This window comes from Nonlabens sp. MB-3u-79 (assembly GCF_002831625.1).
Taxonomy (GTDB): Bacteria; Bacteroidota; Bacteroidia; order Flavobacteriales; family Flavobacteriaceae; genus Nonlabens.
The window spans coordinates 1,123,391-1,136,859 of the sequence record NZ_CP025116.1 but is presented as its reverse complement, the minus strand read 5'-3'; the positions used below and the strand labels follow the sequence as shown (position 1 = coordinate 1,136,859).

Here is a 13,469-nt window from a genome sequence, read left to right as displayed (position 1 = left end):
GGACGTTAAGCTTGCTGGGCTTCTTCTTTAACCACAATTTTAGAGAGTCTTGTACCAAAGTCTAGCAGCTGTTTGATTTCCTTCACTCCAGCGGTTCGTTGGGATTTAAATACCAGTAAAGAAATACCATCAGACTCTACATGGTAATAGGTGTTGCTTTCAAAGAATCGTACCAGATCATCAGTAAAATAGTCTTGAACTAATTTGGGTTCATCACCTAACAAATAGAAGCGCTTAGAAAAATCAGAATGATTATCTATTGGGATATCGTTGTAACCGGCAATAGCATAAACGCGCTCGAGAAAGCCTTCACTATCTAAGGTGAATTCTGGAATCTGATGATCAAATTTTATATGAAGCATAGTGGTACGCACGTCTTCTTTGGCAATAAATTCCCCTTCAGAGTAATGTATATCAAAAACTGAAAAAGAAGCATCTTTATTGAATAGCCTGTTGTATATTTTTTCAATACGCTTGGTTCTGAAGTATCTAAAATCATCCAGCACCTCTGTATCTTCTTTTACGTCAGCCTCATAATTCAGACTGTAATTATCAGCAATCTCTTGAAGCGTGGTCTGCCTTTTAGTTAGGTTATCCGTTAGGAATGGAATTCCAGGAATCAACCTCCTTAAAGCAAAAGGATGTCCTGATTCTGTACCGTGAAGATCTAATCCTATCAATTCCAGGTGCCCACCTCGTTTGTGAAAGACATCTTGATAAGCACTCAAATTTTCCATTACGGTATGGTCAACAAATTCACAGAGAGAAAGGTCTACAACCACGTCTTCAGTCTCTGGAATGGCATTTAATTTTTCTTTGAGTTTGTAAAAGTTTAAAAATGTACAATAGTGTTTTACGTTGATATAATAATGTTGATCCCCTCGCTTTTCTTTCAACATCAACACATTAGGCTTGCTCCAGTTTTTGATAAAAAGCTCCAAGTCTTTATTAATAATCACATGAATAACAAATGTCATCAACACACCTGCCAAAATCCCTGAAATCAAACCTACAAATAGGGTCACCAGTAAAGTTGTGGAAAAAATAAGGAGCTGCTCCTTACCTATCCTAAAAATCTTAGCTATATTTCTTGGTGAGGCCAGTTTATAACCGGTATAAACCAATATGGCCATCAATGCCGGCAATGGAATACGAGTGAGCTGCGTACTAAACAGCAATATAAAAATCACCAAAAACGTAGCATGTGCAAAGTTAGAAGAGCGATTGCTACCACCATTATTTACATTTACTGAACTGCGTGCAATTACCGTAACTACATTAAGACCTCCTAAAAATCCGCTTCCTATAGTAGCGAGACCTAATGCTTTTAAGTCTCTATTGACATTAGATCGTCTTTTTTCAGGGTCTAATTGATCGACCGCTTTGATACTTAATAAAGACTCTATACTGGCGATCAAGGTAATTGCAAGAACACTTCCCCAAAAGCTAAAAGATCCCAACAGATCAAAATTTGGAATGGGAATATCAGAAATGATTTGAGCTCCAGTAGGAATATCGGCGATCATATAAGCAGGGTCTACAGGGTGCGGCTGCTGCAATACCAATTCATAAAAATAGCTGAATCCTATAGAGATCAGTACGATCCACATGGGTGCTGGAATAAGGTGAAAGTATTTGTTGCGTATTTTAGGATAAAAAACCATAATACCTAATGCTAGAATACCGGCGATTGCTGCATAAGTAAAACCGGAGTGATCATAAGAAAAAGCACCTATTACAGTAGAAGGAATAGCGAGTAAATAATCCACGCTGCCGTCTAACTTTATTTGATTGCCCATCATAATATGGAACTGTTTGCCCAGAATAATAAGGCCTATTGCAGCAAGCATTCCTTGAATAGCGCTGGACGGAAAGAAATCTGCCAATTTACCCATTCTTAAAAATCCTAAAATGGTAAGCAATATTCCAGAACATATGATTGCTGCATAGGTTCCATTCAACCCCAAGGTCGCCACAGCAACTAATATAACTCCTACCAGCCCGTTCCCAGGTCCAGAAATAGTGACATGGCTGCCTCCTAAAATAGAAACTAAAACACCGCCTACCACTGCTGCAATGACACCAGAAATAGGTGGTGCATCACTAGCCATAGCAAGCCCTAACCCTAAAGGTAATGCTATAAGACTTACAACAAAACCACTAAAAATGTTTTTGGGCAATGACTTAAAAAATCCTTTAATGTCTGTTTTCTTCTTCGTCATCTTACTATGAGTACATCTGTAGGTAATTCTTTTAAAATATATTCTAGATCGTGTGGAAAAAATCTGCTTAAAAAAGTATATTTCTTAGGGCCGTTCATAACAAGAAGGTCGGCACGTACTATTTGTGCGTAATGACCTATTGAATAACCTCGTTTTCCAAAAATAGCTTGTGTTTCTATAAACATCCCCTCCTTTTGTTCTTCAGGAATATGACTTAAAATCCCACGCACTCTTGATTCCTCTTGCCTTTTTAATTTTTCTTTAAGCAGGTTTGCTTTGCGCAAACTTTGATCATCATCAATTTTAATAGATATTTTTTGGTCTTCTATTTCTTCTACAATAGTGAGTTGGTTGCTGCCCAGACTGTGGGCTACATAAAAAGCAGTTCCTATGGTGCGCTCGGTATGCGTATCTTTTAGACTGTTAACTACTACGTGCTTGCATGGTTTTCTAACCACACTGGGATTGGTAATTAAAAGTACTGAACAAGTAGCTTTTCTTGTAATTTTACGAGCGATAGAACCTAGGTAAAACTTTACAAATTTTTCCTTTTTTAATGCTCCTAATAAAAGTAAGTCTATATGATATTCTTGAACCGCTTCTAAAATAACATCGACCGGCTCTCCTTCTTTAAAAACGAGCTCGTAAGATAATTGCGATTGATTGCAATTTCCTATAAATTGATCAATGATCTGAATTTTTTCTGGGCTTCCTTTACCTACGTGAATAAGTAATAATTTTGCTCCCAACATACAGCTTAGTCTAGCGGCTTCACTTACGTTTGCTTCTAAGGTAGGGGAAAATGCGATTCCTATCGCTATATTTTTAAATGAGGGATCAGTCAACACTTAATATTTGTTAAAAATCATAAATATAGGCTTAATTATTGCGTATTTCGCTTTCGCGAAAGCGGAACAATTATAAAACCTGTAAAAAAGGTCGTAATTTTCCTCAAAATTTAAAACATGCTAGAGTTAGCAGGAATTATCATATTAGGAATACTGGCACAATGGGTGGCATGGAGGTTTAAAATCCCGGCTATTTTACCACTTATTATTATAGGTCTACTGGTAGGACCTATCGCTACATTATATATGGACGCTAAGATTATAGAGCCCATATGGAATGGAGAAAAAGGCCTGTTCCCTGGAGACAGTTTATTTTATTTTGTATCCCTGGCGATAAGCATCATCTTATTTGAAGGCGGACTCACCCTAAAACGTACCGAAATACTAAATACAGGACCTGTAATCGGTAAATTAATATCCATCGCTGTACTTATCACTTTTACAGGTGGTGGCGTGGCGGCTCATTATATTTTTGGATTGAGCTGGAAGATCTCTCTGCTTTTCTCTGCTCTTATCATTGTAACAGGACCTACCGTAATTACTCCTATTCTAAGAAATATTCCTCTTAAAAAAGACTTGAGTTCTATATTGAAATGGGAAGGGATTCTTATAGACCCTATAGGGGCCTTATTTGCTGTATTGGTTTTTGAATTTATTAGTGCGGGCGCTGGTGGAGAATTCACTTTAGTTGCTTTAGAAGAATTTGGTAAGATTGTTTTATTCGGGTTTACCTTTGGTTTTTCTTTTGCACATGCCTTGGTCTTCTCTATTAAAAAGAAGCTCATCCCTCATTATTTGTTAAATGTTTTTACTCTTGCAACAGTGCTTGGCGTTTTTGTGCTAAGCGATTCTTTTGCACATGAATCTGGATTACTGGCCGTAGTAGTCATGGGAATGGTAATGGGTAATATGAATTTACCCAACCTTAAAGAATTGCTTTACTTTAAAGAATCTCTGAGTGTACTGTTGATCTCTATTCTCTTCATATTGCTATCTGCAAACATCAACATGGAAGACCTTTACTTGATCTACCGATGGGAAACCGCAGTTCTATTTGCGATCATAGCCTTTGTCATTAGGCCCCTTGGTGTGTTTGCTAGTTCAACCCATAGCGGTTTGAAATTAAATGAAAAACTATTTATTTCTTGGGTAGGACCTCGTGGTATTGTTGCTGCTGGTATCGCCTCATTATTCGGATCTAAATTAGTCGCTCAGGGAGTTCAAGGAGCAGAATACATCACACCACTCGTTTTTATGATCGTCCTCGGTACGGTATTGCTCAATGCTACCACCGCGCGACTGTTTGCAAAAATGGTAGGTGTATTCCTTAAGAAATCTAACGGGATCATGATCGTAGGGGCCTCAAAATTCTCTAGAATTATTGCTTCCTACCTAAAGGATCATGGCCGCAGTGTCGTTTTAGTAGATACCAATGCAAGCAATATACGTGTTGCAAAGGAACAAGGACTGGATGCTATAACCGCCGACATTTATTCAGACTCCATATCAGACGATATTGAATTTAACAACATTGGGTTTTTGTTAGCGCTTACCGGTAATTCACAAATTAATGACTACGCTCTTGAACGTTTCAGCGACCGTTTTGGTGAAAATGGAGCGTACAGATTAGTACATTCTAACGAGATCAATAACCCTAATAAAAACTCTGATGCTGGGTTGTTTTCTGCGACAGACGATTATGTAAACATGATGGAGGTGGCACGCTATCACGGTAAAATTCATGAGATCACAATCAGGTCTCAAGATCATTTTAAAGGACTTATAGAAATTACTAAGACAGATAACGATATCATACCTCTATTTGTAAGAAAGGATAATAAGATCGATATCATACCGTCCATGGCTCTCAATTTAGAGATTGAAGAAGGAAGTGTACTCGCTTACCTAGGAAAACAAATTGTAGAAAAAGACACTGGTGAAGTCGTTATGGAGGAGAAGCCATCCTAAACAAAAAACATTTTATTTCCTAAAAGACGTAATGCGTCGTGAATTCATGCAGCATTTATAGATGGATTAGGTGAATGAAATAGAATCTAAACAACAAAAGTCTCATCAAATTGATGAGACTTTTTTGTAGTAGCTTTCGCAAAAGCCATATTCTTATCTAGTGCTTAATCATTCAATTTTAAAACCGCCATAAATGCCTCTTGTGGAATTTCAACATTACCCACTTGGCGCATGCGTTTCTTTCCTTTCTTTTGCTTTTCAAGAAGTTTACGTTTACGAGAGATATCGCCACCATAACATTTTGCTGTTACATCTTTACGCAAAGCTTTGATGGTTTCACGAGATATGATTTTTGCTCCTATAGCCGCTTGTACGGGTATATCAAATTGCTGTCTTGGGATCAATTCTCGCAGTTTTTCTACCATTTTTTTACCGATATTATAAGCATTATCAGCATGGATCAATGCGCTCAAAGCGTCCACCGTTTGTGCGTTTAATAATATATCTACTCGTACTAACTTTGACTCCCGCATCCCGATAGGCATGTAATCAAAGGAGGCGTAGCCTTTAGACACCGTCTTCAACCTGTCGTAAAAGTCAAAAACGATTTCGGCAAGTGGCATATCAAAAGTCAATTCCACACGCTCTGTGGTGAGGTAAGTTTGATTGGTCACAATACCGCGTTTCTCGATACATAATGACATCACATTCCCTACAAAATCAGATTTAGTAATGATAGTCGCCTTGATATAAGGTTCTTCTACTCTATTCAAACTAGAAGGCTCTGGAAGGTCGGTTGGGTTGTTTACGATAAGGATCTCATCTGGATTCTTATGAGTATAGGCATGATAAGACACGTTAGGAACTGTAGTAATCACAGTCATGTCAAACTCGCGTTCCAGTCGTTCTTGGATAATTTCTAAGTGTAACATACCTAAAAATCCACAACGGAATCCAAAACCTAGCGCCGCACTACTCTCTGCCTGGAAGACTAGAGAAGCATCATTGAGCTGGAGTTTTTCCATACTGGATCGCAAATCTTCGTAATCCTCTGTATCTACCGGATAAATACCCGCAAATACCATAGGCTTTACATCTTCAAATCCACTTATAGGATTTGTAGTTGGCGTGGCGTGGTCAGTGATCGTGTCCCCTACCTTTACTTCTTTGGCATCTTTGATACCGGTAATGAGGTAGCCTACATCGCCGGTTTTTATTTCTTTTTTAGCAACTTGATTGAGTTTTAAAGTACCCACCTCGTCAGCATGATAGCTTTCTCCTGTGGCTACAAACTTAATGTGTTGCCCTTTTTTTATAGAGCCATTTATCACTCTAAAAATAGTCTCTACTCCACGGAACTGGTTGTACTGGGAGTCAAAAACAAGCGCTTGTAACGGCTCGTCTGGATTCCCTTTAGGAGCAGGAACTCTTGCTATAATCGCATCTAAAATTTCTTGAATTCCTTGTCCGGTTTTGGCACTTGCAGGAATAACATCACTAGGGTCACACCCTAATAAATCTACGATATCATCTGTTACTTCTTCTGGGTTGGCACTAGGAAGGTCTATTTTATTAAGCACAGGGATAATTTCCAGGTTATTTTCTAAAGCTAGGTAAAGATTAGAAATAGTTTGTGCTTGTATACTTTGTGCAGCATCAACGATAAGTAAGGCGCCTTCACAGGCGGCTATGGAACGCGATACCTCATAAGAAAAGTCAACGTGTCCAGGGGTATCAATCAAATTTAAAATATATTGCTCCCCATCTGGAGCCGTATAATCCATTTGAATCGCATGTGATTTAATCGTTATTCCGCGCTCCCTTTCTAAGTCCATGCTGTCCAGCAGCTGAGCTTGAGACTCCCGTTTTGTAACCGTTTGAGTAGCCTCTAACAGCCTGTCTGCCAGCGTACTCTTCCCGTGATCAATATGTGCGATGATACAAAAATTACGTATATTCTTCATAGTCCTTTCAATAGTGTGCAAATATAATCTAAAACATCGCGGGAAGTTTTGATGAGGTTTGGTATTTTAGCTCGTCTTTAAATTCTTTAGAATGAAATATTTACCCTTTTTTATTTTTCTCCTAGTCCTTAGTACGACTGCACAAAATGATCTTACAGGAAACGTATGGACTAAAGAGAAAGTAGCTATACCCTACGCCACCGTTGTGACTTTTAAAATGCCAGACAGTACCTTTTACAAAGCAACAGCAACAGATGAAAAAGGAGAGTTTGAATTCAAAGATTTTCAACAAGGAGCATATACTTTTCAGATTTCTTCTGTTGGATATGTTACGCTTTCGCGAAAGCAAAACATTACTGGCTCAGGGAAAATAGGAGATTTCTATCTTGCTGAAGACCCCGAACAACTTGAGGCGGTTGTGGTAACCGCAAGCAAACCTACCATAGATAAAAAGACTGATAGATTAGTTTTTAATGTAGAAAATACCATCTTAAGCATTGGTAACACTGAAAACCTGTTAAAAAAGACTCCAGGGGTCTTTGAAATGGAAGGAACCTACATGGTTCAAAATTCGCCCGCAGTAATTTATATCAATAACAAGCGTGTGTACCTGACCAATGATGAACTGAGCAGCTTACTACGCAGTTATAGCGCTGACAATATCAAGAGTGTAGAAGTAATTACAAATCCGCCGGCGAGTTATGATGCAGAAGGTGTTGCTGTGATCAACATCAATACTTCTAAAGGCATTTCATTAGGTTATAAAGGAAATGTAAACGGTTCGTGGACTCAAGGAACCTTTACTAAATACCAGATAGGAACCTCACATTTTTACAAGAATAACTGGCTTAATGTGTATGCCAATTACAACTTTAGCCCTAGAAAAGACTTCAAGTTTGACGACTCACAAATAGGCTTTTTTAATCCAGATGGCAGTAGGTCAGAGAGGTGGTTCACTGAACTAGAAAAAGTAGATCGCAGTGCCGCTCATAACTTCAATACCATTGTTGATATTAGCGTAGATAAGAAAAATGCTTTAAGCTTTTCTGGTAATTTTAGCACCAACCAAAATAACGATGTCAATTATCAAAACCAAACGCTCATTTTACCTCATGCAGGGACCAGCTTTTCTGGATTTAACACCGACTCTCAATTTGAGAAAAATAGAACTAATGGTTTTGTAAACGCACAGTGGCAACATAGTCTTAATGAGAACGGTGCTTCTCTAACTTTAGAGGGAAATTATATTTTTACCAATAGTGATCAACTGCAAGATTTAAGCACCCGCTTTTTTGACAACAATCAGGCTACAACAGGAACAAACAGTTTTTTAACTGATGCCCTTCAAGAAATCGATATTTATACGGCAAAATTAGATTACAATACCTCCTTAGGAAATTATGCCTTTAGTACTGGTTTAAAATTCTCCAACGTTGCTTCAAGCAGTTCCCAAAATTTCTTTGATACCGATAGTGGCTCTATTCTTAACCCCGCATTATCTGATTTATTCCTTTATGACGAAAATATTTATGCTGCCTATGCGCAACTAGATCGCAGTTGGGAAAAATGGTCCTTTGCTGCTGGGTTGCGAGCAGAGCAAACTGATGTAGACGGAGTCTCACAGTCTCAAGGCCAAGTGAATACTCAAGAATACCTAGAATTATTCCCTAATCTAGCACTGACCAACCAATTTAATGAGAACAATTCCTACACCTTAAGCTATAAAAGATCCATTGACAGACCTAGATACGCAGATTTAAATCCGTTCAGTACTTTTATAAATGACTTTAATACAAATACTGGAAATCCTAATCTACAACCAGCATTCAATAACAAATTCACCTTGAGCTGGAATCATAAGAATGCCTGGTTTATCAATACTTATTTTCTGTATGCCGAAAACTTGTTGAGCGATGTCCCTTTTCAAAACAATGCAACTAATGAATTGAACTCACAGAGCATCAATTTAAACTATGAATTACAGTATAGCATAGACGCTGCCACATATCAATATGTAAATAGCAACTGGTATACTGGGATCAGTACGAGTTTATTCTACATGGAAAATGAAACCAGGGCAGTTCAATCTGGAGGTGTAGATGTAGTCAATTCTACTACTGGATTCTATCTCAACTCCTTTAACCGATTCAACCTTGCAGATAACAGAACTTTATCTATGGATGTAGACGTCACCTATTTATCTAGTATACTCTTTGGATCTTATGAATGGGGAGATTCTTTAGGCGTTAACATGAGTTTTAATAAGAGTCTTTGGAATAGAAGAGCACAACTATCTCTGGCCTTTACTGATATTTTTAGAACCCAAAACCAAAGAATGACTACCCGTTATTTAAATCAAGATAATTATTACCTGAGCTTGCCAGAAACGAGAACAGTAAGTGTGGGCTTTACTTATAACTTTGGTAATTTCAGACTGGCAAATAAAGAGCTGTCTACTCCTGAAGAACAAAATCGCACCACTAAAAAAGAACTCGGACTTTAATAAAAAAGGTGGAACTACTTTGTTAGTCGCATTTTTAATCAAGACTTTAGCTACAATAAAATCGCTATTTTCATAAAACATACTCTTGATTCAAGATATCATTTTCCAGCATAAAAAAGGCTTTCCAGAAATGGAAAGCCTTTTTCAATAAATGAAATGCTCTTTTAAATCTTGTAATTCAATCCTATTAAATAATAAGATTGCAGCTTATTATTTACCGAATCAAATGTAAATGGAGTCGCCCCAACAGCTAGGTTGTTGTTTTCAAAGTTCAATGCTTCTTGCTTATTACCTCTTATACCAAACTCAAATCCTACACCTATATTTTTCCATAGGGTGTAACCAAAAGAATTGATCCACGTATAATTAGAAAGATCCCTGTTTTCATAACTATAAAACACAGACAAGTTAGATTTAAAACTCACCTCACCTATGCTACGAGTATAATCGGCCACTACTTTTGCTCCAAAAGAAGATTCAAAAACAGGGTTGTTTGTTACAAATACAAAGTTGTAGTTCAAAGGGTGCACCACTACGACAAGATTAGTAACAGGTGTCCAAGTACCACCAACTCCAAGATCCAAATACCCGGGATCATTAAGATTGTTAAGAATAGTAGTACGGTATTCTCCCAATGTAGAAATTGCTATTTTTTCAGTTAATTTAAAACCGTAGAGAGAGGAAATATTAAAAACGTCAGTCGCTTCTTGAAAACTAGCATCATCTGTTGGGTCGTCTTTATCATCAAATTTTACCCATCCTAAATTAACATTCAAGGAGTTTCTCCAGAAATATTTAGGTTGTTTGAGATTTGCAAAAGAATTGATCGTCAGCCCTATAGTTCCAGAAGACACATTAGCAGTCCCTTGAGAATACCAATTGCTGAATTCGGAGAGGTTCACCCCAACCGTTCCAAAAGCGCCATACCTCCAGCCTGGAATAGCGTCTATCTTTGATTGGATAGCATCTACACGTTCTTGGATCTGAGCTATAGAATCTTTCTTTACTTTTTTCATGGCTTTCAATTCTTGCTCTGTTTGAGCAAAAGACATGCTTACTGAAAATGCCAGTACAAGGCTGAACAGTATTTGTTTCATAATAGAATATTAGTTGAACGTGAAGTGAATATAAATATACTTTAAAAAAAATATAAAACAAAAATATAGGAATACCTGCCAGTCGCTGCCTTTCTACAAGATCACTGATCTTGCCTTTTGTAACTCTCTTTTAAGATGTAAATATCTTCTATTAATTTCTGCACATCTTCTGGATCTGTACCGTCATAAGAGCGGCCTCTAAGCCTTCCTTCTTTATCGACCAGCAAGAAATTCTCTGTGTGGATCAATGCGTATTCTCCTCCGTATTTGTTGTCTTTTGCAGCGAGATAAGATTTACGAGCTAGGTCATAGATTTGCTTGCGATCACCTGTCACTAAATTCCACTTAGCATCCATCACCCCTTTTTTAACTGCATACTTTTTAAGCACTGCTACAGAATCTATTTCTGGAGTTACACTATGAGATAAAATCAGTACTTCAGGGTCATTTATAAAGGCTTCCTGAACCAGCATCATGTTTTTAGTCATGACAGGGCATATGGTAGGACATGTGGTAAAGAAAAAGTCTGCTACATAAATCTTACCCGTATAATCGTCTTGAGTAATGCTGTCTCCGTTTTGATTTACCAATTCAAAAGGAGCTATTTTATGGTATTTTTTTACAAAAAGCATAGAGTCGTCTACCAGGGAAGGGTCAAACTTATCTGGCTGAAGAATTGGAAGCGTTTTTTCTGGTGTAAGTGCATATTGAAAAGCAGCCATTATCGCACTGCACAAGACAAACATAAAAAGAACGCGCCACTTATTTTTAATGAAAAATTGAAGCATAATTGATACTTTTTTGCAAAATTACGACCTAATTATCCTAATATTGAATGTTTTGTAACTTTCCTTACTAGAAACCCCCTATAAAATGAAGAATTTTAAAATACTAATTTTAGTTTGTTTTATTCTCGCTTTCGCGAAAGCAGCATCACAACAAACAACTACCACTTATCCACAGCCAGGTGTGGATGCTTGTCTCTTAAAATCTTCTTTGATCAACCCGTCCTCACGCAGTATACATCAAGCTACTGCAAATTACGATCTTAAATACGTACGTCTAGAACTCGATACAGACCCAGATGTTGCGATTATTTCTGGAACGGTAACCTCCCATTTTGAAGCGGTGGGTGCCATCAATCAAATAACATTTGACTTGGCTAATAATATGAATGTAAGCCAAGTAACACAAAGAGGTGTCCCACTTACCTATATCAATAATGGAAATGACGAATTGGTTATCGACCTGCCGGCAACGCAAAATAATGCTGTTTTAGATAGTCTAAGTGTGACCTATAGCGGTAACCCTATAGCAAGCGGATTTGGAAGTTTTGCGCAAACCACGCATAATAATGCTGGAATTATATGGACTCTTTCTGAGCCTTATGGCGCCAAAGCCTGGTGGCCCTGCAAACAAGACCTCAACGATAAAATTGATCAAACAGAAGTCATTATACATACCCCCGCAGGAAACACAGGCGTTTCTAATGGCTTGCTCCTTTCTGAAACAACAACACCCACTGGAAAAAGATTCAGATGGCAACACAACTACCCTATTCCAGCTTATCTGATTGCCATTGCGGTAACCAATTATGCCAGATATACCGATCTGGTAGGTAGCGGCGCAACCGCTTTACCAATAGATAATTATGTGTATCCCGAAGATCTCGCAACTGCACAAGCAAGTACTGCGGTGACCGTTCCTATTATGAACTTCTTTGAAACCACCTTTGGAGCCTATCCTTATAGAAGTGAAAAATACGGTCATGCACAATTCGGTTGGGGTGGCGGCATGGAGCACACCACTATTAGTTTTATGGGCGGATTTAGTCGGGGTTTGATCGCGCACGAGCTGGCTCATCAGTGGTTTGGGAATAAGGTAACTTGTGGCAGCTGGCAAGACATATGGCTCAACGAGAGTTTTGCTACTTATGCTACAGGAATGACGGTAGAGCATCTGGACGGAAGCAGCAGTTTTAAGTCTTGGCGTATGAATGCAAATAATAGAGCCACCACTTCTACTAACGGCAGTGTTTATGTTCCCGCACAAGACACCTTAAGTGTAGGACGTGTGTTTAATAGCAATCTATCTTATTATAAAGGCAGCATGGTATTGCATATGTTGCGTGAAAAAATAGGGAACACCGATTTCCAACAAACCCTTCAAAACTACTTGAACGACCCACAACTTTCTTTTAATTATGCCAAAACACCTGATTTTAAAGCTATAGCAGCAGCTACTAGTGGGCAAAATCTGACCGAATTTTTTGCCGACTGGATTTACGGAGAAGGCTATCCGCAGCATACGATCAACTGGTCAGCAACACCTACTGGAATCACAATGAACTACCAGCAGCTGCCCAGCCATAGCTCTGTGAGTTTATTTGAAGTAGCGCTTCCTGTTAAAATTACTGGAGTCACTGGTCAAGAACAATGGGAGGTATTGAACATCAATAATTTGAATGAAAATTTTAGCATCAGCGTTCCTTTTAACGTTGCTACGGTAGAAATAGATCCAGATGTTGCCACTATAAGCAAGAATAATACGGCTACACTTGGTATAGGTGACGCTTTCGCGAAAGCGGAATTTCAACTATTTCCCAACCCTACTTCCAATACTTTTCAAATTATTACAGACACTAGTGTTTTGACAGATCTTAAAATATATGACCTTCATGGAAGATTGATCCTGGACTATAAAGACCAACTGGAGGCTCGTCCTGCGATGGTTTTTACTGCGCCACAAATCAGTGGTATCTACTTTATTAAACTTACCTCAGAAAAAGGTGCGGTCACCAAGAAGCTAATGGTACGCTAAATCTATAATAGCATTATGCCAACTGTGCTGAATGACCTATTTTTGCG

At 38.2% G+C, this 13,469-nt stretch carries 8 protein-coding genes; 3 read left to right on the top strand and 5 right to left on the bottom strand.

Annotated features, from left to right (window positions below):
* Positions 1 to 5: 5 nt before the first annotated feature.
* Positions 6 to 2,222 (bottom strand): SulP family inorganic anion transporter, encoded by a 2,217-nt coding sequence (locus tag CW736_RS05100; protein WP_101012878.1) that lies wholly within the window; start codon positions 2,220 to 2,222, stop codon positions 6 to 8.
* The gene (locus tag CW736_RS05095) at positions 2,219 to 3,070 is read right to left on the bottom strand and encodes a universal stress protein (protein WP_317044417.1); all 852 of its coding nucleotides are present in this window, start codon (positions 3,068 to 3,070) and stop codon (positions 2,219 to 2,221) included. The genes CW736_RS05100 and CW736_RS05095 overlap by 4 nt, the downstream gene beginning before the upstream one ends.
* Before the next feature lie 117 nt (positions 3,071 to 3,187).
* On the opposite strand from CW736_RS05095, the gene CW736_RS05090 reads away from it, so the two are divergent.
* The gene (locus CW736_RS05090) at positions 3,188 to 5,038 is read left to right on the top strand and encodes a cation:proton antiporter (protein ID WP_101012877.1); all 1,851 of its coding nucleotides are present in this window, start codon (positions 3,188 to 3,190) and stop codon (positions 5,036 to 5,038) included.
* Between the two features lie 164 nt (positions 5,039 to 5,202).
* Here CW736_RS05090 and lepA read toward each other — a convergent pair whose 3' ends face one another.
* The gene (gene lepA / locus CW736_RS05085) at positions 5,203 to 7,002 is read right to left on the bottom strand and encodes a translation elongation factor 4 (RefSeq protein ID WP_101012876.1); all 1,800 of its coding nucleotides are present in this window, start codon (positions 7,000 to 7,002) and stop codon (positions 5,203 to 5,205) included.
* Positions 7,003 to 7,093: 91 nt separating this feature from the next.
* On the opposite strand from lepA, the gene CW736_RS05080 reads away from it, so the two are divergent.
* Positions 7,094 to 9,505: an outer membrane beta-barrel family protein gene (locus CW736_RS05080; protein ID WP_101012875.1), complete on the top strand. Its 2,412-nt coding sequence runs from the start codon at positions 7,094 to 7,096 to the stop codon at positions 9,503 to 9,505.
* Between the two features lie 164 nt (positions 9,506 to 9,669).
* Here the strand turns inward: CW736_RS05080 and CW736_RS05075 are convergent, their stop codons facing one another.
* Both CW736_RS05075 and CW736_RS05070 read right to left on the bottom strand, forming a co-directional pair.
* Entirely contained in the window at positions 9,670 to 10,602 is a 933-nt protein-coding gene (locus tag CW736_RS05075; protein WP_101012874.1) for a DUF3078 domain-containing protein, read from the bottom strand.
* Between the two features lie 101 nt (positions 10,603 to 10,703).
* Positions 10,704 to 11,390 carry an SCO family protein gene (locus CW736_RS05070; RefSeq protein WP_101012873.1) on the bottom strand — a complete coding sequence of 229 codons (687 nt, stop codon included), beginning with the start codon at positions 11,388 to 11,390 and terminating at the stop codon, positions 10,704 to 10,706.
* Positions 11,391 to 11,475: 85 nt separating this feature from the next.
* Here CW736_RS05070 and CW736_RS05065 point away from each other — a divergent pair, with 85 nt between their 5' ends.
* Positions 11,476 to 13,422 (top strand): M1 family aminopeptidase, encoded by a 1,947-nt coding sequence (locus CW736_RS05065; RefSeq protein ID WP_101012872.1) that lies wholly within the window; start codon positions 11,476 to 11,478, stop codon positions 13,420 to 13,422.
* Positions 13,423 to 13,469 lie beyond the last annotated feature (47 nt).

What these genes read in the sequence shown, in the direction of transcription:
- CW736_RS05100 (WP_101012878.1), bottom strand. Translation starts at nt 2,222, where the DNA reads ATGACGAAGAAGAAAACAGACATTAAAGGATTTTTTAAGTCATTGCCC.
- CW736_RS05090 (WP_101012877.1), top strand. Translation starts at nt 3,188, where the DNA reads ATGCTAGAGTTAGCAGGAATTATCATATTAGGAATACTGGCACAATGG.
- lepA (WP_101012876.1), bottom strand. Translation starts at nt 7,002, where the DNA reads ATGAAGAATATACGTAATTTTTGTATCATCGCACATATTGATCACGGG.
- CW736_RS05080 (WP_101012875.1), top strand. Translation starts at nt 7,094, where the DNA reads ATGAAATATTTACCCTTTTTTATTTTTCTCCTAGTCCTTAGTACGACT.
- CW736_RS05075 (WP_101012874.1), bottom strand. Translation starts at nt 10,602, where the DNA reads ATGAAACAAATACTGTTCAGCCTTGTACTGGCATTTTCAGTAAGCATG.
- CW736_RS05070 (WP_101012873.1), bottom strand. Translation starts at nt 11,390, where the DNA reads ATGCTTCAATTTTTCATTAAAAATAAGTGGCGCGTTCTTTTTATGTTT.
- CW736_RS05065 (WP_101012872.1), top strand. Translation starts at nt 11,476, where the DNA reads ATGAAGAATTTTAAAATACTAATTTTAGTTTGTTTTATTCTCGCTTTC.